Origin of the sequence: Paenibacillus pini JCM 16418 (genome assembly GCF_000576305.1) — a bacterium.
Lineage (GTDB): Bacteria > Bacillota > Bacilli > Paenibacillales > Paenibacillaceae > Paenibacillus_AQ > Paenibacillus_AQ pini.
The window spans coordinates 154,071-174,562 of record NZ_BAVZ01000002.1 but is presented as its reverse complement, the minus strand read 5'-3'; the positions used below and the strand labels follow the sequence as shown (position 1 = coordinate 174,562).

General features: G+C 43.0%; 18 protein-coding genes and 5 pseudogenes. 2 read left to right on the top strand and 21 right to left on the bottom strand.

Annotated elements, in window-relative coordinates; all coding sequences use genetic code 11:
• From JCM16418_RS04140 to JCM16418_RS25605, 16 genes and pseudogenes are all read right to left on the bottom strand, one after another.
• Positions 1-1,115: pseudogene (locus JCM16418_RS04140) on the bottom strand (Ldh family oxidoreductase).
• Positions 1,108-2,427 (bottom strand): M20/M25/M40 family metallo-hydrolase, encoded by a 1,320-nt coding sequence (locus JCM16418_RS04135; RefSeq protein WP_052020042.1) that lies wholly within the window; start codon positions 2,425-2,427, stop codon positions 1,108-1,110. Before JCM16418_RS04135 ends, JCM16418_RS04140 begins: the two are co-directional and overlap by 8 nt.
• 35 nt (positions 2,428-2,462) lie before the next feature.
• Positions 2,463-3,335, bottom strand: a complete 873-nt coding sequence (locus tag JCM16418_RS04130; protein ID WP_036646470.1) for a sugar phosphate isomerase/epimerase family protein — start codon at positions 3,333-3,335, stop codon at positions 2,463-2,465.
• Positions 3,328-4,455, bottom strand: a complete 1,128-nt coding sequence (locus JCM16418_RS04125; protein ID WP_036646468.1) for a DegT/DnrJ/EryC1/StrS family aminotransferase — start codon at positions 4,453-4,455, stop codon at positions 3,328-3,330. Before JCM16418_RS04125 ends, JCM16418_RS04130 begins: the two co-directional genes overlap by 8 nt.
• Positions 4,436-5,587 (bottom strand): DegT/DnrJ/EryC1/StrS family aminotransferase, encoded by a 1,152-nt coding sequence (locus tag JCM16418_RS04120; protein WP_052020041.1) that lies wholly within the window; start codon positions 5,585-5,587, stop codon positions 4,436-4,438. Before JCM16418_RS04120 ends, JCM16418_RS04125 begins: the two co-directional genes overlap by 20 nt.
• A 4-nt stretch (positions 5,588-5,591) precedes the next feature.
• The gene (locus JCM16418_RS04115) at positions 5,592-5,939 is read right to left on the bottom strand and encodes a hypothetical protein (protein WP_036646465.1); all 348 of its coding nucleotides are present in this window, start codon (positions 5,937-5,939) and stop codon (positions 5,592-5,594) included.
• A gap of 20 nt (positions 5,940-5,959) precedes the next feature.
• Positions 5,960-6,646, bottom strand: coding sequence for a Gfo/Idh/MocA family oxidoreductase (locus JCM16418_RS04110; protein WP_036646463.1), 687 nt, complete (start codon positions 6,644-6,646; stop codon positions 5,960-5,962).
• Positions 6,647-6,669: 23 nt separating this feature from the next.
• Positions 6,670-7,311 (bottom strand): phosphoribosylanthranilate isomerase, encoded by a 642-nt coding sequence (locus JCM16418_RS04105; protein WP_036646462.1) that lies wholly within the window; start codon positions 7,309-7,311, stop codon positions 6,670-6,672.
• Positions 7,312-7,328: 17 nt separating this feature from the next.
• Positions 7,329-7,694 carry a tryptophan synthase subunit alpha gene (gene trpA / locus JCM16418_RS26250; protein ID WP_201769750.1) on the bottom strand — a complete coding sequence of 122 codons (366 nt, stop codon included), beginning with the start codon at positions 7,692-7,694 and terminating at the stop codon, positions 7,329-7,331.
• Positions 7,691-8,140 carry a tryptophan synthase subunit alpha gene (trpA, locus tag JCM16418_RS26245; protein ID WP_201769749.1) on the bottom strand — a complete coding sequence of 150 codons (450 nt, stop codon included), beginning with the start codon at positions 8,138-8,140 and terminating at the stop codon, positions 7,691-7,693. The genes trpA (JCM16418_RS26250) and trpA (JCM16418_RS26245) overlap by 4 nt, the downstream gene beginning before the upstream one ends.
• On the bottom strand, positions 8,137-9,336 hold the full coding sequence (trpB, locus tag JCM16418_RS04095) for a tryptophan synthase subunit beta (protein WP_052020040.1): 1,200 nt from the start codon (positions 9,334-9,336) through the stop codon (positions 8,137-8,139). The genes trpA (JCM16418_RS26245) and trpB overlap by 4 nt, the downstream gene beginning before the upstream one ends.
• 18 nt (positions 9,337-9,354) lie before the next feature.
• The gene (gene trpC / locus JCM16418_RS04090) at positions 9,355-10,164 is read right to left on the bottom strand and encodes an indole-3-glycerol phosphate synthase TrpC (protein WP_036646460.1); all 810 of its coding nucleotides are present in this window, start codon (positions 10,162-10,164) and stop codon (positions 9,355-9,357) included.
• Positions 10,148-11,197 carry an anthranilate phosphoribosyltransferase gene (gene trpD, locus JCM16418_RS04085; RefSeq protein WP_036646459.1) on the bottom strand — a complete coding sequence of 350 codons (1,050 nt, stop codon included), beginning with the start codon at positions 11,195-11,197 and terminating at the stop codon, positions 10,148-10,150. Before trpD ends, trpC begins: the two co-directional genes overlap by 17 nt.
• Before the next feature lie 48 nt (positions 11,198-11,245).
• Positions 11,246-12,781 (bottom strand): MocR-like pyridoxine biosynthesis transcription factor PdxR, encoded by a 1,536-nt coding sequence (gene pdxR / locus JCM16418_RS04080; protein ID WP_052020039.1) that lies wholly within the window; start codon positions 12,779-12,781, stop codon positions 11,246-11,248.
• Positions 12,782-13,267: 486 nt separating this feature from the next.
• On the bottom strand, positions 13,268-13,951 hold the full coding sequence (locus JCM16418_RS25610; RefSeq protein WP_036646914.1) for a vWA domain-containing protein: 684 nt from the start codon (positions 13,949-13,951) through the stop codon (positions 13,268-13,270).
• Positions 13,952-14,059: 108 nt separating this feature from the next.
• Positions 14,060-14,437 (bottom strand): annotated as a pseudogene (locus JCM16418_RS25605) (TerD family protein); the annotation flags it as partial.
• A gap of 238 nt (positions 14,438-14,675) precedes the next feature.
• Between JCM16418_RS25605 and JCM16418_RS04070 the strand changes: the two are divergent.
• A complete protein-coding gene (locus tag JCM16418_RS04070; protein ID WP_256203032.1) occupies positions 14,676-15,344 on the top strand; it encodes a 3'-5' exonuclease in 669 nt (222 codons plus the stop codon).
• Positions 15,345-15,455: 111 nt separating this feature from the next.
• On the opposite strand, the gene JCM16418_RS04065 is transcribed toward JCM16418_RS04070, so the two are convergent.
• Positions 15,456-16,136, bottom strand: a complete 681-nt coding sequence (locus tag JCM16418_RS04065) for a 4'-phosphopantetheinyl transferase family protein (protein WP_036646457.1) — start codon at positions 16,134-16,136, stop codon at positions 15,456-15,458.
• 174 nt (positions 16,137-16,310) lie between these two features.
• Positions 16,311-16,451, bottom strand: coding sequence for a hypothetical protein (locus tag JCM16418_RS25250; protein WP_162472259.1), 141 nt, complete (start codon positions 16,449-16,451; stop codon positions 16,311-16,313).
• A 153-nt stretch (positions 16,452-16,604) separates the two neighbouring features.
• Between JCM16418_RS25250 and JCM16418_RS04060 the strand changes: the two are divergent.
• A pseudogene (locus JCM16418_RS04060) lies at positions 16,605-16,796 on the top strand (transposase); the annotation flags it as partial.
• A 100-nt stretch (positions 16,797-16,896) separates the two neighbouring features.
• Here the strand turns inward: JCM16418_RS04060 and JCM16418_RS04055 are convergent.
• The 3 genes and pseudogenes from JCM16418_RS04055 to JCM16418_RS04045 form a co-directional block, all read right to left on the bottom strand.
• Positions 16,897-17,877 carry an aldo/keto reductase gene (locus JCM16418_RS04055; protein WP_036646455.1) on the bottom strand — a complete coding sequence of 327 codons (981 nt, stop codon included), beginning with the start codon at positions 17,875-17,877 and terminating at the stop codon, positions 16,897-16,899.
• 105 nt (positions 17,878-17,982) lie between these two features.
• Positions 17,983-19,699: pseudogene (locus tag JCM16418_RS04050) on the bottom strand (GMC family oxidoreductase).
• A 23-nt stretch (positions 19,700-19,722) separates the two neighbouring features.
• A pseudogene (locus tag JCM16418_RS04045) lies at positions 19,723-20,491 on the bottom strand (gluconate 2-dehydrogenase subunit 3 family protein).
• Position 20,492: the final 1 nt, after the last annotated feature.

Here is a 20,492-nt window from a genome sequence, read left to right as displayed (position 1 = left end):
TTATCGTACGTTAACCAATTCCTCGGAAGCTGGCGGGGTAACATGTAGTTCCGCTGCCAATTTCTTAAGCTGTTCGAATACCGTCTTATCCATCGTAACTTCATCTGTATTGCTGCGGGCCGTAGCCTCCATGTATCCCGGATAAACAACCTTCTTCTCTGGAGTAACAGGTGGGCAACTTAACAGCGTCTGGAGCATTTGATCCATATGAGAATTGAATTCATCTTTTGGCCTAAATGCATCCACCTGAATTGCTAAGAAGAAATGTCCAATATTCTGGTCTTCCTGGCCCGTATTCTCACTATCCTTTTCTAAAAGCCTTGAATCAGGACCTACACTCGCTCCAGACAATACCCCACATAGAATGTCGACCATTAACGCAAGTCCATATCCCTTTGCACCACCAGTGGCAAGTGAGCCGCCCAGCATTTGTAGATGTCCCGTTCCCTCATCAAAAGCTGCTGGATCGGTCACAGGCAAGCTATTATCATCCACAAGCCATCCTTCAGGTATAGACTCGCCTCGACGCTCAGCCGAACGAATCTTTCCCGTCGCTACAACAGTAGTACTCATGTCTAGAACAAAAGGTGGAAGGTCTTGTGCAGGTGCGCTCATTGCAATTGGATTCGTTCCCAGCATATTCACTTTACCGTTCAAGGGTCTGGCGATGGTCTGAGTGCCCAAATTCGTCATAGCCATTCCAATCATCCTGCCTGTAGTGCTTGTCCCGTATAATAGCCAGCACTGCCAAAGTGGGACGAATTGCGAACAACAACACAACCAATGCCTGCCTTTTTTGCTTTCTCAATAGCTAGTTCCATAGCTCTCACTCCAGCCGAAAGACCTAAGCCATGATTAGCATCGATAACGGCGGTAGCCACAGATTCAGCAACAACCGTTTGCTCCGCCGATGGATTTACTCTTCCATCCAGCAGACGGGCCACATAAATTCGTTCCAAATTAGTAACACCATGCGTGTCAAAGCCATTCTCATCTGCGTAACAAAGCACGTTTGCTGCCATTTGACTGCTCTCTTCATCTACTCCACAAGCTTTAAACACGCCAGTTACAAAATGGTTCAAACCATCCTTTTTTACCTTCACCTGCTTATCCATATTCCTTGATCACATCCAGTTCCTTCATATTTCTTCGATGTACAAAATACGTTGTTAGCAGATTTTTTATATCCTGTGCATATTGTTCAAGTTCATCTACTGTTATAAATTCACCCTCGGCGTGGGCTGCATGGCTACCTAATCCACCAGGACCATAAACGACCGTATAATTCCCATTACGCTGAGACCACATGGCATCACAGGTAAACGCCTGCTCCATCTTCTCTGTTGAATTACGTGTCCATCCGATGCCATTCAGAAATGCTTCCCATTCCGGATGTCGGTTGCTTAGAACGGGTAACCCTTGCTTGACCCAAGTCAGCTCACAAATCTTTTTGGCCGACTTCGCCGTATTACGTGTCAAATCCATATCGTAAAATTCATGCTTGAACTGATTCAGCAGTAGATTCAAGGCCTCCTCTACAAGCTTTCGAATGTGTCTTCCGCCTGCATCTGAACGGTAAGCAAAATTCAGTAGCAATCGACCAGAACCATATACCTTATTGTGCATTAGGCCAGTATGAATCCCAGCTAGACATATTTTTCCCCCAAAGGCTGTAACTGGAGCAGCTAGAAGAGTAACTAATCGTTCCGCCAAATAACCCAACAACAAAGTGGCATTATGACCTCTTTGAGGAGCATCATCCGTCGAATCCTTACCGTGAACTTCAATCCGTGCTGTCATGGAGGTCGTAGAGTGGTCAAAATAAACACCCTCTGAAGGTTCAGCAAATAAATTGAGGGAACCCAGCCATCCTTGATCTGACAACAGCTTCGTTCCGTAGACGCCCATTGCTCCACCTTCTTCACCAGAGACACACTGAACGAGGAGTGAGAACTCGTCAGGCCATGCTGGATGCTCTCTAAGAGCCCCTTCAATCCCAGCAAGAAGTGCAACACCTGGCCCCTTCATATCAACAGCTCCACGACCCAAGAACCGTCCATTCTCAAAGGATATGGGTAGAAGACCATCGACGGTATCCATATGGAAGTTAAACATAATTGTATCCTCTGGCGGGCGTTCTGGTCCCCATCGCAATACCATATTGGGCTGAGACTCCCAGAAGCTCGTTCCCATTTCGGCAGCGCACTCTAGTATGCTCAGTGGAAAGATACTGGTGTCCATCTCTTCTGGATTTGGAGAACCATGAAATACAATATCAGCCCCAGTACGTTCCACTGCAAATTTCGCGTATTCCTCCTGAGCCGTTGCAATCTCTGATACTTGCCTTGTTTCCATAGGAGAAATCGTATTGATATGGAGAAGCCTCATGAACAGATTGGCATACTCCGGTGTAAATAAAGGGTTCATGACTATAATCATCCTCTCGTCTGCACCGGTTATTGCTAGACTTGTTGACTAGTACTATGAATCTGAATTTCTTCGACTGCACGCTCTAGCTTTCTACCATAAGAAACATAGGAATCTTTTAAATGATTAGAAGTTGGATTCTGACGTAAATGTGGAATCAGATGCAAATGCGGTTCAATCGATATGATTCCGTTATATTGATGCTCTAGCAGCCATATCAAGCATTCCTTCACTCTCGAATTGCCTTCGCCAGGGAACGTGTAAACTTCCTTACCTTCGGCCAGTATTCCATCCTTGATATGGACATGTTCAACATATTTCCATACGTGAGTTAAATAATCAAAAGTATCATATTCGTAGGCAATACCATTCCCTGTATCAAATAGCAGGCGTAGATGCGGACTGTTTACTTCCTCAACTAGCTTCAATGCACGCTGTGGATCGCTACCCGCCCAGCCCGAGCAATTCTCATGCACTAGAACAATATTGGCCTGCTTAGCTATCTCCGTTAAGTGATGCATACGCTCCATTACACGTTTTTGCCATTCACTTTCTGACAAACCGTCATTTGGATAGGACATGATTCTTACATACTTGGAGCCAAGAAGATGCATGCGGTCCGAGATTATGTTTAGTTCTTCGATATCCATTGAAAAATCACTTGTTATAGGTCTCTCCCAATTCGCAATCCGCGAAGCGACAGTCGTAACTTTGAGAGAGGCATCACGAATTCTACGCGCGATCTTTTCAAAAGTAGATGCATCTATGTCACTTAAAGCTTGACCACCCACTGTACGAATTTCAATTTCGCTCCATCCCAGTTGCACATGGGCTTCGATTTGTACATCCAAATCTGCCCCTGCTTCATCACTAAGACCTGAATATACGGTATGTGCAGAGTTAAGCATGAACATTCACCCTAGCGTAGAAATCTACAACCGCTATAATCACTTGCTGCACATGCTCACTCGGCATCTCTGCATACAGCGGCAGAGCAAGCGATCTACCTGTAATAGCTTCCGCATTCGGAAAGTCTCCCGCCTGATGTCCTAAATAAGCAAATGCAGGCTGAAGTGGTAAAGCTGTAGGATAATAAATTTGCGTTTCAATGCCACGCGACTCTAGAAACTCCTTTAGCTCATCTCGTCTCTCAGCCTGTATCACATAGGTGTAATACACACGCTCTTCATGAGCATCGGTCACCACCTGAATCATAGGCGCCAAATGCTTGAATGCTTCATTATAAAGTCCGGCTATCTCACGCCGCTTATTCAGCAAATCATCAAATCGCCGCAGCTTATGTAATAAATAACTAGCCGCAGTCTCGTCCATCCGGTTGTTATATCCAAGTAAATGATGATAGAAACGTGTAATGCCATCCTGACCGTGATTACGAAGCATGCGGCTGATCCGCCCCAGCTCATCATCGTTAGTGACAATAACCGCACCGTCTCCAATTCCGCCGAGTGGCTTCGCGGGAAAGAAAGAATAGAGACCGGCATTCCCCATAATTCCGGCGATGGCTCCCTGCTGACGGGCTCCGAGCGCTACAGCGCTGTCTTCCAGCACGACTAGGTTGTGCTTCTGTGCTATTTCATGAATCGATTCCATATCTGCCATAACTGAAAACAAATGTGTAGGAATCACAACCTTACTTGCGGGAGTCACTTTTCTCTCCAAGTCGTTGGGGTCCATCATACCCGTCAGAGGATCTACATCTACAAAAACAGGCGTGCCCCCAAGCAGCGCGATCGTACTTGCTGTGGAAATAAATGAGAATGCCGGTGTAAGAACATCGACTCCTGGCCCAACCCCCATCGCTTGAAGAAGAATCGTAAGCGCGGTTGTACCATTAGCAACAGCGATTACATGTTTTGCACCCGTATATTGCCGGATCGCATCCTCTAACTCCACGACTCGCTCTTTCAGAATAAAGTTATCTGAAATACCAACTTGATATACGATGTCCTTGATCTTTTCTCGATCCTCTGCATACCGGCTCGCATAATTAAAGAATGGAACGTTCATGCTCATTCCCCTTTCCGAAAAAGCTACGGATCTGCTCACATACTAGGGTTACCTGCTCTTCCGTCATATCTGGATACATCGGTAGACCTACAGCTCTGCGCGCAGCCAGCTCCGCGCGAGGCATATCCCCCGTCTGATAACCAAGATGTTTGAAGCATGGCTGCAAATGAAGTGGATATGGATAATACACTTCAGTTCCTATTTCATGGAGACTTAAATGGGCAACCAGATTGTCCCGTTCATCTGTTTCTATGAGGTAAACATAGTACACAGCATTTGTTGCGTCATCCGCATGCTTTTTAATCATAGGGGTAAACACTTCTTTAATATCCGCAAGTTCCCGGTTGTAGCAAGCTGCTAGATAAGCACGACGGGCAATTTCCCGCTGAAGAAATTCAAGTCGAACTAATAAAATGGTTGCCTGAATATCGTCCATCTTGCTGTTGTAACCAACGGTTTGGTGAATATAAGGAATACCCTCATCCTGTCCATGAATACGTAAACGACGTGCCTCCATTGCTATTGTGTCATCATCTGTTAAAATGAGTCCAGCATCTCCGATAGCTCCTAGTGTTTTTGTCGGAAAAAAGGAAATAACACCCGCATTACCGAGTAGCCCCGCATGTTTTCCGTTATGGAACATACTAATTGCCTCGGCACTATCCTCCAGCACCAGTAATTGATGCTGTTCTGCAATTTCTCGAATCGCCGTCATATCCGCCATCTGAGTGAACAAATGCACGGGCATAATCGCCTTCGTCCGATCGGTAATACATTGTTCTATTTGTTTCACATCGATCATGTAAGTACCTTCTTCAATATCACAGAAAACAGGTATAGCTCCGACATGCGCAATACTTGATGCGGAAGCAAAGAAGGAATAACACGGAACAATCACTTCGTCTCCAGCACCAATACCTGCCGCGCGAAGCATAATAATCAAAGCGTCGGTAGCATTTCCAACAGCTATACAATGCTTTGCACCTGTAAACACTTCTAATTTCTGCTCCAGTTCCTGAACCGCAGGACCATTTGTAAATTTGCCATCATCAATGACTTGATCCAGTCTTGCCGAAATAAGAGGCCATTGCTGCTTAAAAGATTTAGCCCCTGAGAAAAAAGCTACACTCATATGCTCACCCCATATTAGCCATAGAATAGGCCAGATTATCATCAGACAACGCTGCTTCTGGTGTCAATAAACCACACTTTCTCTTCGCCTGACTAATCGTCGTCACCACTCTCGAATTGAAATCGAGATCACTGACGGGCTTCTCGCCAACACCAAGAAAATACTGATAATACTCGATAAATACGGCAGATAGCGGATCATCATATAGAATCTTTTCTTCAATTACATGGCCATTACCATCACAGATTTCAAGCCAAGAATGACTGTCGTCCTGTGCAGAAGGATAATAACCAAACACGACATGGCTATCAAAATTCAATTGAATTCTTCGCTTCCGGATCGGCGTGGCCAAGTTCGAACTCAGTCTAGAGACTAAGCGTCATCCTGATGTAATGTCAAGGTAGCCATGCCCATATTCGGAATAACATGCTCACCTATTCTCATATCCCGGACCTCTGATTGAACAACTTGTGCATTTTTACCGCCAAGTAATAAAGCTAGGGCAACGAGATGAGGAATTTCAACATCAAAGGCATTATGATGGCTTGGATTCGCCAAAGTACGTGATAATCGTGATTTATTCTGTTCTGCCGTTATAAAACGGAGAGACCCATAAATACCCGATTTAATCAGAGCATGGATGCTGCGCGTTAGTGAACTAGATAACCAATTAGCGACCACCAAAATTTCACAGCGATAGATATTCTGAATATCTCGTATTACTTCTAACTCTTTCTCCGTTGTAGTCAGCGGCTTTTCCATAATAATCATGCGATAACCCCGCTGAACGACCTCAAGCAGCGCGTTGGTGTGAAGTTCCGGAGGTGTACAGATATGCACCACCGTATTCGCTGGCTCGAATCCCTGCACTTCATCCATATGTGAAAAACTCGTTACATTAGGCTGGGATGAGCCTATTTCCGCAAATTTAGGATCAACCACACCTACATGAGGATTGAAAAGGTCTGCATGACTACCTAGTTGATACGCCTTGCGGAGACAATGATGATGTAATCCCTTCCCCGCTCGTCCAAATCCAATAATCAATGATTGAAGCATTTGATAAACCTCCTTCATACGCTTTAAATCAAAAACCTTTGTGCAACGTGGCATTCTCTAACAGCCCTCACAAATGCCTCCATTTTGAAGGAGTCCTTAACACCATTAGTTTCCACTCCACTACTGACATCTACAGCAAAGGGATTCGTTTGGAGAATTGCACTGGCTACATTCCCAGAATGAAGTCCTCCAGCAAGAATAATCGATGCGTTCAAATGTAATTCTTTAACATGTTCCCATGGGAAAGCTTTACCTGTTCCACCTGACTCACCGGCGACGTACGTATCTAGTAAAATTGCGCGAGCTCCAGGTTTATATTTATTCATCTCACCAATTAGATCATGCTCTTCGCCATGAATGTGCAATGTCTTAACTATGGGACGAACTGCTAATTTACAATATTCTGGAGATTCGTTGCCATGGAGCTGTAGCACATCAAGCTGACAATATTCTGCTATATGGTTTAACTCATTCAAATCTGCATCGACAAAAACACCTGTCGTTGTGACGTAAGGAGGAATGGATCTGATAATCTCTCTAACATGATCAGGACTCACCCTACGTCTACCACTCGCAAATACGAATCCCACCGCGTCCGCTCCCGCTTCCACGGCAGCCCATGCTGATTCTTTACTAGTCAAACCGCATATTTTGATCCGAACCATCGTATTCTCCTTCTTATTTAGATAGGGGTTGCTGCTTTACGTGTTGCCTGCTTCATCTTGAGAATGAAACGTCGCACCTCTGCTTCAATTTCATGAGGGGGAGCTTGTTTAATCACATTAATCAGTGCACTCCCAACAATAGCACCGTCTGCATATTCACTTACTTCCCGTACATGCTTTTCATTTGAAATACCGAAGCCTACAGCTAAAGGTAGTGACGTAACCGTTCTAGCTTGTTTAATAAACTTGGGTAGCTCCTCCGGTAGTGACTCTCTTTCACCCGTTACACCTGCTACAGATATGCAATACAAGAACCCCTTGCCCTGCTCTACTACAGCAGAAGCACGTTCCTCACTAGTCGTTGGAGCTAGAAAAAAAATCACTTGTAATGATCTAGATTCGAAAATTTGAACCCAAGGCTTTGCCATAGTGAAGGCAAGTCAGGAATAATAAATCCGTCCACGCCTGCCAACTTCGCTTCCTCAGCTAATTTTTCCAACCCATAAGCTAGGAAAGAGTTGCAATATCCCATCAAGACAATCGGAGTTTCTAAACCAGAAGCACGTAGCTTTCGTACCATGGACAAGCAGGATTTCAAATTAATTCCATTCTCAACGGCTGCGAGACTTGCTTCCTGAATGGTCGGTCCATCCGCCAAGGGATCAGCATAAGGAACCCCCAGTTCAATCAAGTCCGCCCCTGATTCCGCAATCGCACGGATCAGAGATTCCGATTCTTTAGCTGTCGGATAACCGACTGGAATATAAGGAATAAGAGCACACTCCCTCTTTTCTCGTAAACGAGCAAACATGCTATCAATTCGGCTCATTGTAATACCTCCAATTCTTTAAGTTGGTCCAGCGCAGCAATGGCCTGCGTTAAATCCTTATCTCCCCGGCCGGAAAGATTAACGAGTATGATAGCTTCCTGCCCCTGAGGAATTAAAGGAATTAATTTCAGTGCATGAGCGACGGCATGAGAAGACTCTAAGGCAGGAAGGATACCTTCCTTGCGACATAACATTTCAAAAGCTAACAGTGCTTCACGGTCATTTACAGAGGTATATTCAACTCTGCCCGTATCCTTAAGATAACTATGCTGTGGACCTGCACCCGGATAATCAAGACCAGGAGCTATACTATGCGTCTCCAGAATCTGGCCATCTATATCCTGAAGCATATAGGTTAGACTACCTTGAATTACGCCAAGGGTTCCCTTGATTAAAGGAGAGGCATGTTTGCCCGTCTCAAGTCCTTCTCCTGCGGCTTGAACACCGATTAACTTCACCTCAGCATCTTCTAGAAAAGCATTAAACATGCCAATGGAGTTGCTTCCTCCTCCTACGCAGGCAATTACATAATCCGGCAAGCGTCCTTCAGCCTCCAATATCTGTGCTCTCGCTTCATCTCCGATAACAGATTGAAAATCACGAACCATATCTGGAAACGGGCTTGGACCCACAGCTGAACCTAATAAATAATGAGTATCTTCTACATTCGTTATCCAATCACGAATTGCTTCACTTATGGCATCCTTGAGCGTCTTTTGACCGCTATGAACCAAATGAAGCTCAGCTCCAAGTAGCTTCATCCGTTGTACATTCGGTGCTTGACGCTCAGCATCTACCGCCCCCATGTACACGACACAAGTAAGTCCCATGAGACTGCAAGCTGTTGCGACAGCAACGCCGTGCTGACCTGCGCCTGTCTCAGCCACAATCCGAGTTTTACCCATTCGTTTGGCTAGAACTGCCTGCGCTAAGGCATTATTAATTTTGTGAGCTCCGGTATGAGTTAAATCCTCACGCTTCAAATAAATTTTGGCTCCGCCTAAATCTGCCGTTAAACGATGAAGTTTCGTAATTGGAGTGGGTCGGCCTACGAAATTTTTCAATAAAAGAGAGATTTCTTCTCTAAAATCCGGTTCATCTTTAATTCTTTCATATTCCTTATTTAATTCCTCCAAATTACGAATCAGCGTTTCCGCTACATAAGCACCACCATATTGCCCAAAAAATCCACCCATAATATTCACTGCCTCCCTCTACCGATTTGGATGTTCGATAACTTCAAGTCCAGCAAATTCTCTAATTCGCCGAGTAATGTCTTCTGCTTTAAGTAAGGCCTCACCAACCAATATGGCATCAAACCCTCTATGTTGTGCTTCAAGTGCATCTGCTGGCGAAGAAAGTCCACTTTCACTAACGGTAAGTGAAGTATTCGGAATGACAGATCTGATTTCTTCAGATCGTTTCAAATCAACCTCAAATGTCTGTAAATCTCTATTATTTACTCCGATGATCCTCGCATTAGCTTTAACTGCTTTCGCTGCCTCTTCTGCTGTATAACATTCAACCAATGCTTCCATTCCTAGATCATGTACGGTGCTAATCATTTCGGACAGCCTTCCCGTATCATCAATACTGCGAACAATAAGCAGAACAGCATCTGCCCCAACAGAACGTGCTTCATAAATCTGATACGGATCAATAATAAATTCTTTATACATCACGGGTAGATGTACCCCTGGGTCGTTCGCGACCCGCTCTACTACATGCGCACCACCTCCGAAATACTTCTCATCTGCTAATACTGAAATAGCTCGGGCTCCATTCTGTGAATAGATACGAGCAAGCTCGGCTGCTGCAATTTGGTTCGGGAACTCCCCTTTAGAAGGAGACTTTTTCTTGATTTCAGCAATTAAAGAAATTCCAGGCATTTGTAGCGCAGCATAGAAATCTCGCACGGGTCTAGCATCTCTTAGTTTCCCTTGTAAATCCGTTAGCGGGCTTACCCGCTTCTTCTCTTCAACCTCGATACGTTTGTTTGCAACAATCTCATTGAGCATGTACATAATTGACAACCTCCTCACGTAATTTGTGACTGCTAGAAATGAGCTCCTGCAATTTATCTCCAGCTTTTCCTGAAGCAATAGTCTGTTCAGCTAACCAGTATCCTTCACGTAGATCAGCTGCAAGACCTGATACCATGAGGGCCGCTCCGGCATTGACACAGGTCACTTGCCGAATCGCATTCACTCGATGATCTCCCTCAAATAACTGATGTAAAATGGTAACATTGTCGTTTACCGAACCTCCCTTAAGGTCCTGAATATCGACGTATTGAAGTCCAATGGATTCCGGCTCCCATATACTCTTGCTAATAGATTGACCTTTAATTTCATAGAGTAGCGTAGGCGCTGATAGGCTAATCTCGTCCATTCCATCCAAACCATGGGCGACAATAGCATGTTCCGAACTTATAGCTGAAAGAATTTCAGCGTACATCGGTGCAAGGGAGAGATTCGAAACACCCATTACACGTCTAGTTGGCTGAAGTGGATTACCTAAAGGACCTAACATATTAAAAATAGTTCTGAAACCCAGCCCTCGCCTCAGCGTAGCCCATGCACTAACTGAAGGATGATAATTGGGAGTGAACAAGAACGTAAACCCATGATGTTGCAGCCATTTCGTAGCTTCTTCTTTGGATAGATCAATACATATACCCATGCCTTCCAGCAAGTCTGCGCTACCACATGAACTGCTAGATGAGCGATTTCCACATTTAGCTACTTTGGCTCCAGCTGCACTTGCGGTAATAGCAGCAGCAGTTGAAATATTAAATGATCCCAGCATGTCACCTCCTGTGCCGCAAATATCAACCGAATCCGGTGCTCCACAAATGGAATTCATCTTCGCCCACATTGCCTTTAGATAACCTAGAAGCTCCTCCTTTTCCGTTCCCTTAGCTTCCGTAATGCTTAGAAAAGCAGCCACTTGGATTGGATCTACTGCACCGGAGAGGATGTCATTCATACATCCCTCAGCCTCATGCTCAGTTAAAGGCACTTTTCCAAGTAATTTAACTAGAATGTCCTTGATCATTCCACCAACACCTCCGTAGTTCTACAGAATCCATACAAATTTTCATGGTTAATGAACTGAACTCGATGAAATCGTATCCAGTTTACGATTGGCACAATCATTCATCGCCTGAGCAAAATATTGAATACCCTCATCCATTTGTTCCTCTGACATGTTGGAGTAACCGAGTATAAACATAGGCTTGTCCCGTTTTTCTCTGACATAATAACTAGCGGCCGGATACACTCTGACCCCATAGTCCAATGCACGAGAAGTAATAGACTCCTCATTAGCCTCCGTATCAATCTCAATTAATAGATGTAGCCCTGCCTCTTCACCGAAATAATTTACACTTTTACCAAATGCGCGCTCTAAAGAACGAATTAGACCCGCTCTCTTGACTGCATACAGCTTACCCATCTGATTAATATGCTTGGCATAATGTCCAAGCTGGATGAAATCTGCTAATGCTTCTTGTTCTAATGAGGGGCCCATTCGGTCCGTAATATTTTTAATAGAAAGAAAGGACTTAACCAGCTTACGTGGCAAGACAGCATAACCGATGCGTAAAGCAGGAAATATAACTTTACTAAAGCTTCCTACATATATAATTCGTTCATCCATATCAAGTCCCGCCAGTGCTGATATTTTCTGTCCTACGTATCGGTACTCGCTATCATAATCATCTTCAATAATGTAAGAACCTTCTCTGTCCGCCCAATTTAACAGTTCAATTCTGCGCTTCATTGATAAGGTTACGCCCATAGGAAACTGATGAGAGGGTGTAACGTATGCAAGCTTAATAGGGCAACGACGGTTCCCTTGCTTCTGCACTGCCGCATCGATCTGATTAACACGTATACCCTGCTGGTCAACAGGAACTGAGATGATTTCCGCTCCAGCAAATTGAAGAATATCTCGCAAAATACCATGTGCCGGATCCTCCACCACGACCTGATCTCCTGGCTTCACCATTAACCTGGCTAAAATGTCTAGCGCCTGCGTTGCACCCGTCGTAATCACAATTTGTTCCGGTACGACTGTAATCGAGCGACTCGAGCGCAAAATTCGGGCAATCTCCTTACGCAGAGCAAGTGAACCTTCTGGAGGGCCATATCCTAATAATTCAGGAGTTGCCCTACGGCATACACGAACAAGTGATTTTTGCCATTGATCCATCGGAATGACATCCCATGCAGGTAGCCCATGCTTGAAATCATACAAAATTGGAGGGGAAGCATTTATGTCTTTTTGTGAAGGTTTATCTGACTTAGCCGTCCGATTAAAAATAGGATTCACTTTATATGAATAATTTCCGTATTTCTTTTCCTTAGTATCATCGGGATAGAATGCTGTATTATCAGCAACAAAAGTCCCTGAGCCTTGTTTCATAATAAGGTAACCTTCTGCCTGTAATTGCTCATAAGCTTGAATAACGACAGACCTTGAAACTTCAAGCTGTTCAGAGAGCTGTCTAGTTGGTGGAATGGCTTCTCCGATCTGCAAAGAGCCAGAAAGTATTACTTTGCGAATATGATCATATATTTGTCGATTTAAAGGTATATTCAATGTCTTATCCATATGTATCAAGAGTTCTTGCACCATGACTACCCTCCTATTTCGGATACCCTGCCATATCTGGGGACATACCACACAACATAGAAATTCGAGACGAAAGATGCTTCAACACATTAATTCGTTAAATTTAAAAGGTAAATAAAACGATGAAAAACGATTTTTTCTGCTATTAAAATGGACGTTTAGACCTCGTTGTTACCTTTTATGGAAAATTATAACTGTGTTTTTTCTGAAAATAAACGACCAATTTTGTTTCAGTAAACCGTACCAATTTCCATTTTTTTGTATATAAATAGCGTATATTGTAATATGAAAAAATCCTCTTCATCATTTTTTCTTGGTAGACTAACATTGAATACGCTGTCAATTATTCGACTTTTTTGGCTCTTTTCAGGCATAGGTGGTGGTATAAAATAAGAATATTTTTTCATAGTTCACATATTTGTCATAAGTTTATCTATCACATATAAAAAAACAGACAAGAAGTTTATCTTGTCTGAAGAATCATATCTTTTATCGAATTATTCGTTTCGTTGTTGCCGATTTAATCCAGGATGGAAACTCATTCAACAACTGGTCATATAGTTGTTCATCGGATACGGAATCCATATCACTCAAGTGAATGAAATTCGCATTGTCTACTACTCTACCTTCCATTGTATCAAGCTCTTTTAATACCTCGAAATCGGAATATCCAATACCTACAAACTGCCAGAATATAGGCTGTATGGCAGATTCTTTAATGATCTTCTTCGTTGGTTTAACGACACCACCATCATTGATAAAAATAATAAATACAGGTACTCCTGAATCCTCTTCTATTGTATATTTGCGAATAACATCCTCCATAACTGGAGGTTCATTATTACGTCCAAATTTATGTATCGCATCATTATTCATAATATGCTTATTTACAAATTGATCGAAATCTTCCTCCGTAACCGAAGGTAATCGCGAAAATAAGTGGTCGTATACCCAAACATCTAGTGTGCCATTATCATCGAACTTGCAAGCTACGGCTAAGATCCGCTCCACAACTTCTTGAACTACACCCTTCTTATATAAACTCTGCATTGAGCCCGATATGTCTAATACGATTCCAACCCTTGCTACGACACCAATTAGATTCTTCTTTTCCAAAGTAATCTGTACGATATTCTTTCTTAGGTCGATGGGGGTTAATACTTTCTCTTCCACCGCTGCCGCCGCAGCCACCTCAGATATTGATTGTTCAATTTCAAGACCATGATGATTACACAAAGCTTCGAGTCCACCATAAAATCCACTACCTATTGCATTAAACTTCCACTCTCCGTTATATCTGTATAGTTCTCCAACAACAATGGCGGTCTCTTTAGTCAGATCTGAACCATATTCATATCGAAATAGTTCCTCTCCGGTATCCGTGTTCACTAATCGTAAATATAGCCCATTTACATCCTGCATATAATGATGCAGTTTCTCTCCTTCATGAATCGTTACCGTAAAAGCTATTTTCATAATATGATCTGGAACATTAGTGAATGAAATAAGAATTGCTTCTTTATCCATCGTATTCAGTTCTTTGTGTATAACAGAGCCATTACGAGCTATTGGATTTCCGTAAAAAATAAAATCTTCATCTTGTTCACAACGGTTCTGGTCAGATAATAGGAAACAGGCAGCATCGATGCTTATAGACATGTTCTTAGTTTTCCATCCGAAATGCAGCTAAGGCCGCTGAGTCTTCTTCCTTTAGTAACATCTACCTTTTGTCCTTTTAACAGTTGCATGAACTCCATCTCCTATTCATTTGGAATATTTTATATAATTATATCAAATCTATACGGCTCCGATTGGCATTGATTTAGATAATATATTCATAGAATGGTATAGTATAAAAATACGATTTTTCTCAACATTTCTGACATTACTTCACTTCATGCAATTTAAGGAGTCTTCCAACATGGATTTTATAGCAATTGATTTTGAAACAGCCAACGCGAATCGCTCTAGCGCTTGTTCCTTAGGCCTGGTTGAAGTACGTGGCGGCATCATTACCTCGGAGCATTCTTGGCTTATCGATCCTATGCAACATTTTGATTATAGAAATGTCCAGATTCATGGCATTACCGAATCGATGGTCCAAGGGATGCCTACGTTTAACGAACTATGGCCTACGATTGAACCCATGTTACTTGGTAATCACATTGTGGCACATAACGCCTCGTTTGACATGAGTGTACTTCGCTATTGTTTAGATGGTACATATACGGACTATCCAACATTTCAATACTACTGTACCTATCTACTAAGCAAAAAAATGCTTCCAGATATGCCATCCTATAAGCTAAATGTGATTGCTGAATCTTACAATATCCCTCTCAATCACCATGATGCCCTAGATGATGCGCGCGCATCTGCCCTCATATTAATGAATCTGCTTGAACAAGAGCAGCATCCAAGCCCAGAACATCTATCCGTAGCGCTGGGCTGTAAAATAGGAACGATGTTTGCTGGAGGTTACACCCCATTCTCTGTGCCAAATAAGAAACCAGCGAAACCCAAGGCTTATGCGCGGAAAAGAAGTTCTGCTACATTACATTTCTAGATACAATAAAGCCAGCGCAAACTGATACTTAATCAGTTTGCGCTGGTTATTTTTAACGGATGCACCTAGTCAGATTACTTTGTGAGAACCATTGATTCTAATTCACAGTGCTTATAAAAACGCATTCACTAAAGAATGTATATCAATAATTTCAATATTCTTGCCATCCAATGGTGTTGTAGAACAAACTGAAATATAGTAAGTAGTATCATGACGAAAAGTTTTCAGATGCCTAACATCCTCTTCAACACGAATACTTGTTGCTTCTTGATTGTTGATTATCGTTGAAAAACTATCAAGGGGTATTGTTAATCCCCTTCCCACTCCTTTAATATAACTTTCTTTCATTGTCCAAATCCTGATAAATTGCTCGTCTCTCTGTTCTTGTGAGCTTTGTTGTGCTATATACTTATATTCTTCTTGTGTAAAGAAACGTTCAGCTATTTCTAAATTCATGGTAACAATTTGCTCTATATCAATACCTATTTTCATACGATCAATAGCGACAACAACCCAATCCCCTGCATGTGAAATGTTAAACTCTACCTTAATCGAAGGGCTCGACAAAAAAGGCTTTCCATACTCATCTCTGGTAATTTCCATTTCCTCATAGGGTGCGTTATATAATGTGTTTATGATCTTTTTTAGAAGTAGTTCTCCAACTAAGCTCCTTATTTTATCCTTTATAAAATGAAATTTTAATATTCTTTCTTTATTGCTAATAAAATGAAGTAAGGGCTCAACTAAAGAAGGCGGAAAATCCGAAATACATACCCCATATATACCTGTCACTATATAACACTCCTAAATTTATTTAATGCTTGAAATTCATATATTCAAACAAATTATGTATACACTACCAATCTTAAACTATAAAATAAGCCAAGGTAAAGCATGGTTTAAAATATAAAAAGGAACTGTCCCAAAAGCTATGAAATAGATGCTTGGGATAGCCCTCTGTTTTTTTTAAGTAGGATCAACGTGAGCACTTGGGTAGACGCTACGCGAACGGGCCGTTGTTCCAATCGCTGTGTTCTCCAGATTTTTTTCATTCCCCTTAACGGTGAAAATCCGGAGACCAAGGCGAACGCATTCGCTTCTCCACAATCGTCCCGTCCTCTCCGCTGTTTAAGCGGGAGACGAACGTCACTCTTCAAAAACACAAAAAAAGAAATCATTTTTTGGGTAAAATGGAAGTATGACCAACCATCCCAAAAGAAGCAATTTCTTTGTACATCTAATATAGCGTGGACCAACTTTGCTTTGTCCGTACGCCGAATGACAGAACCCGAAAGTGTGTTTGGACAACTGAAGAACAACCGGGGGTTCCGGCAATTTCTGCTTCGCGGCATGGAAAAAATGACGCTTGAGGTCGGTTGGCTTTCCCTTGCTCACAATCTATTGAAGCAAGCTGCAAATGACCAAAAACGCAAAACAGCGATCCTCCAATAACCGGAGAAATCGCTGTTTTGCTGTCTTTTTACAATTTTAAGATGATAAACTCCTGTATCTGTTGTAGCAATATCTACTTATGGGACAGCCCCTCTCTTCTTTATGGCATGGGTTGCCCAATTGCACTTACGTACAGTGTGTACCATTCCTCTCGAGTCATCAGCTCCGATTGCCGCTCGGCATCTTGGCAGGCAACGATGCGCCCTGCATTTGCGCTACCTATAATCGGTTGAATCTTCGCTGGATGCTTCATTAACCAGCCCAGAGCAATCGCCTCCGGCGTGGTTTCCTTCTCTTTCGCCATACGAGCCACTAAAGCGGCGGTCTTCTGGACTTTCTCCGGCTCTCCTTGAGTGGAGCGGCCTGTATAGCGCCCTTGCGCTAAAGGTCCCCACGCTTGAAGCTGTATATTCTCCATCTGACAATGTTCAATGAGTCCTTCTGCAAAATTCACTTGCGCTCCAGCTTGCTGATTCACAAAGATGGTTTGATCCAGAAAATGCGTATGTCCCAGACTCATTTCCAGTTGATTCACTGCCAGCTGATCAGGCAGGCTTCGCTGCAGGAACTTGATCTGTGAGACGCTCATGTTAGAGACTCCAAAATAGCGAACTTTACCAGACGCCTTCAGCTTTCCAAATGCTTCAGCAACTTCATCTGGCTCCATCAAAGGATCAGGACGATGCAGAAGAAGAATGTCCAGATATTCAACTCCAAGTCTGCCTAAGCTATCATCAACCGCTTCGAGAATATGTTCTTTAGAGAAATCAAAACGTCCAGGATTCTCACCATCCTGTAGACGAATTCCGCATTTGGACTGAATAATCATTTGTTCACGAAGCTGCGGACGGTCTTTTAACAAGGCTCCGAATGTCTCTTCTGCTTTACCCCGTGTGTATATATTAGCGTGATCAAACATATTGATTCCGATAGAAAGTGCAGCATCCACAGCTTTTTCCGCTTGTAGTCGATCCTCACGCGTAATAGGATCTTTGGGATCCCAGCTGCCTCCAAATGGCATGCATCCAAGAACTAGTCGACTGGCTTCAATTCCTCTTCCAGCTAACGGCATTATTTTCATATCAAAAAGTGCCCTCCCAGTTAATTAATTACTAGTTTCCCACTCATTATAGCGGAAGAGTAACTCTAACTAAAGAAGGGACACCCTCATCTTCATTCTATATCCTTAAACCAAACTCCCGCCGCCGTTCTTTCGATACTTCTGAATACCTTCGGCTGCCCGGTAAGCAAATGCCGTAAGTGTTCCTGTAGGATTGTAGCCACTGTTATGCGCGAAAGCAGATGCACCAACCACAAAGAGGTTCTCAACATCCCACATTTGTAGGTAGTTATTAACCGCCGATGTCTCAGGGCTAGAGCCCATAATGACACCGCCGGTATTATGTGTGGATTGATACTGAGTAATTTCATAGGCGCCCTGCTTCGTATTTGCTACAACGGTATCTGCGCCCATTTCTTTAATGATTTCGCCGCATTTAGCACCCATGAACTTCACTAGCTCATGATCCTGTTCCTCGAAATCAAACGTAATCCGCAACAGCGGATCGCCAAAGGCATCCTTATACGTTGTATCTAGATCTAGGAAGTGATGCTTATGCGGCATACTTGACCCTTGCGCGCCTACAGAGATGCTACTGTTGGCATATTTAATTGAAGCTGCCTTGAAATCCTTGCCCCAGCTTGGCGTACCCTTTGGAACTGTATTATTCTGTATGGGTCTTCGCCCCGTTTGTATATGAGATGTTGGCACCGTGGATAAACTTTAAATCTTTGTGATCGAAATTATCTCCATTAAAATCATCAATACACACACCCATAGATCCTGCTCCAGAGTACAAATTAAACTGCTTATCATCGTAGAATCCGACTGCTGCACCTTGCAATACCTGATAAGCATAGTTTTTGCCGATTACGCCTGTACCTGTAGTTGGATCATACGGTTTCCCAAGTTTCGACATTAATAAAAGACGCGTGTTATTGAAAACATAACTAGTTAGCACAACAATATCCGCTGGCTGTTCATATTCCTCACCTGTCGTAACATCGGTATAACGTACACCCGTCGCTTTTCCACCTTTATGTAGTATTTCTCTCACATTCGAGTGGGTACGAAGATCAAATTTACCTGTTTTGGAAGCTACGGGAATGACCGTTACAACGGGGTCGGCTTTGGCTCCATATTCACATCCGAAGCGTTCACAGAAGCCGCAGTATTGACAAGCTGCTCTTTCAATCCCATCCGGATTGGTATACGGTTCGGACAAATTCGCTGAAGGCATCGCATACGGATGATAATTGAGACTTTTGCAACTCTCTGAAAACATCTTCATCGCAGGAGAAATCTTCATTGGTGGTAACGGATATTTCTCTGAGCGTTTACCCCCAAGTGGATTCACTTCGCCAGATATACCCGCTGTTTTCTCAAATTTCAAGAAATAAGGCTCTAACTGGTCATACGTAATTCCCCAATCCTGTATGGTCATACCATCCGGAATCTTACCCTTTCCATATCGCTCAATGGTCTTCGATTTAATCTCGAAATCATAAGGTAAGAAACGGAATGTTTGTCCATTCCAATGGACACCCGAACCTCCTAAGCCATCTCCAAGTAAAAAGGAGCCGTAGGAACGCATCGGTAGCGCCCGAATTTTTTCATTCCCTCGAAAGGTTATAGTCTCTTTGGACAAGTCCTGAAACATTTCATATCGTAATGCATACCTTAATTCATCATGAACCATGTAATAATCTTCTGTCTTACGCTCTTTACCACGTTCTAGTCCAACGACAGATAGTCCAGCTTTGGTAAGCTCCGACGCGATAATTCCACCACCCCAGCCCACACCGACAACAACGACGTCTACTTTTGGCAGTTTAGTTGCCATGATGTCACCCCATATTCGTTAGTTTAATGTGGAAGATGCTCCCGTAAACTTACAGGCTGCATTTTTTCAAACTTGTCCTGCTCAATGATTTTGGTATAGGCCATCTGATTTCCTGGGAAATTCTTCATTTTCCAGCCCGCCATATTATTATTTCCACCATATAGAGGATCTGCATAAACGCCTTCCATCGTGCTACCGAAAAGGGTTTTGAAGAATGCACTTGCAGAAATGGTGGTTAACTTGACCTCATCGGTCTCGAATGCTTTTAGCACAGCATCCTGCTGCTCCACTTCTAGATCTTTAAACTTCTTCTGATATTTCTTCATACTGAAATTTTGCATTTCTTGTAGTGCGATATCGAAGATTTCTTTACGTTTTAGACGACCTTGATACCCTTGCGTTTTTTCACCTGTATAAAAAGGGGCTTGCATGTACTCCCTACCATTTGATCCCCACTCGCCTGCTAGTTGATGATCGATAAAGTACGGAACACCTAGCTCTTTTGCACCAGGGCCATTATCATCCGCTGGAAAAATCCGTTCCGTTGCTGCTTCTACGATAAAAAATTGTTCCTGAGTTAAATACATCAGAGCCTGATTATAGTTAACAGATTCCGCCGCAGGCGTTGCTGGAGAGATAGCCTTCGTCTTGGGCCGAATTAAATTCCCCACCCACTCCCCCAACGATGAGGCCACCCACGGCAAAGCCTGAATTTTTTAGAAACGTCCGTCTAGAATGGTCTGGTTCTTGCGGTAATTTATCAGGGTCTTTATTCGTAATATCATTTGGCATC

Coding starts and splice junctions, on each gene's coding strand:
- JCM16418_RS04110 (WP_036646463.1), bottom strand. CDS start 6,646: ATGCTTCAATCATTGATTATTGGATTTGGACGAGCGGGGAAGGGATTA.
- JCM16418_RS04070 (WP_256203032.1), top strand. CDS start 14,676: ATGCAATTTAAGGAGTCTTCCAACATGGATTTTATAGCAATTGATTTT.
- JCM16418_RS04105 (WP_036646462.1), bottom strand. CDS start 7,311: ATGGTTCGGATCAAAATATGCGGTTTGACTAGTAAAGAATCAGCATGG.
- JCM16418_RS04130 (WP_036646470.1), bottom strand. CDS start 3,335: ATGCTTAACTCTGCACATACCGTATATTCAGGTCTTAGTGATGAAGCA.
- JCM16418_RS04055 (WP_036646455.1), bottom strand. CDS start 17,877: ATGAAAATAATGCCGTTAGCTGGAAGAGGAATTGAAGCCAGTCGACTA.
- JCM16418_RS04135 (WP_052020042.1), bottom strand. CDS start 2,427: ATGAACCCTTTATTTACACCGGAGTATGCCAATCTGTTCATGAGGCTT.
- trpA (WP_201769749.1), bottom strand. CDS start 8,140: ATGAGCCGAATTGATAGCATGTTTGCTCGTTTACGAGAAAAGAGGGAG.
- trpD (WP_036646459.1), bottom strand. CDS start 11,197: ATGATCAAGGACATTCTAGTTAAATTACTTGGAAAAGTGCCTTTAACT.
- trpB (WP_052020040.1), bottom strand. CDS start 9,336: ATGGGTGGATTTTTTGGGCAATATGGTGGTGCTTATGTAGCGGAAACG.
- trpC (WP_036646460.1), bottom strand. CDS start 10,164: ATGTACATGCTCAATGAGATTGTTGCAAACAAACGTATCGAGGTTGAA.
- JCM16418_RS04125 (WP_036646468.1), bottom strand. CDS start 4,455: ATGAACGTTCCATTCTTTAATTATGCGAGCCGGTATGCAGAGGATCGA.
- pdxR (WP_052020039.1), bottom strand. CDS start 12,781: ATGGTGCAAGAACTCTTGATACATATGGATAAGACATTGAATATACCT.
- JCM16418_RS04120 (WP_052020041.1), bottom strand. CDS start 5,587: ATGAGTGTAGCTTTTTTCTCAGGGGCTAAATCTTTTAAGCAGCAATGG.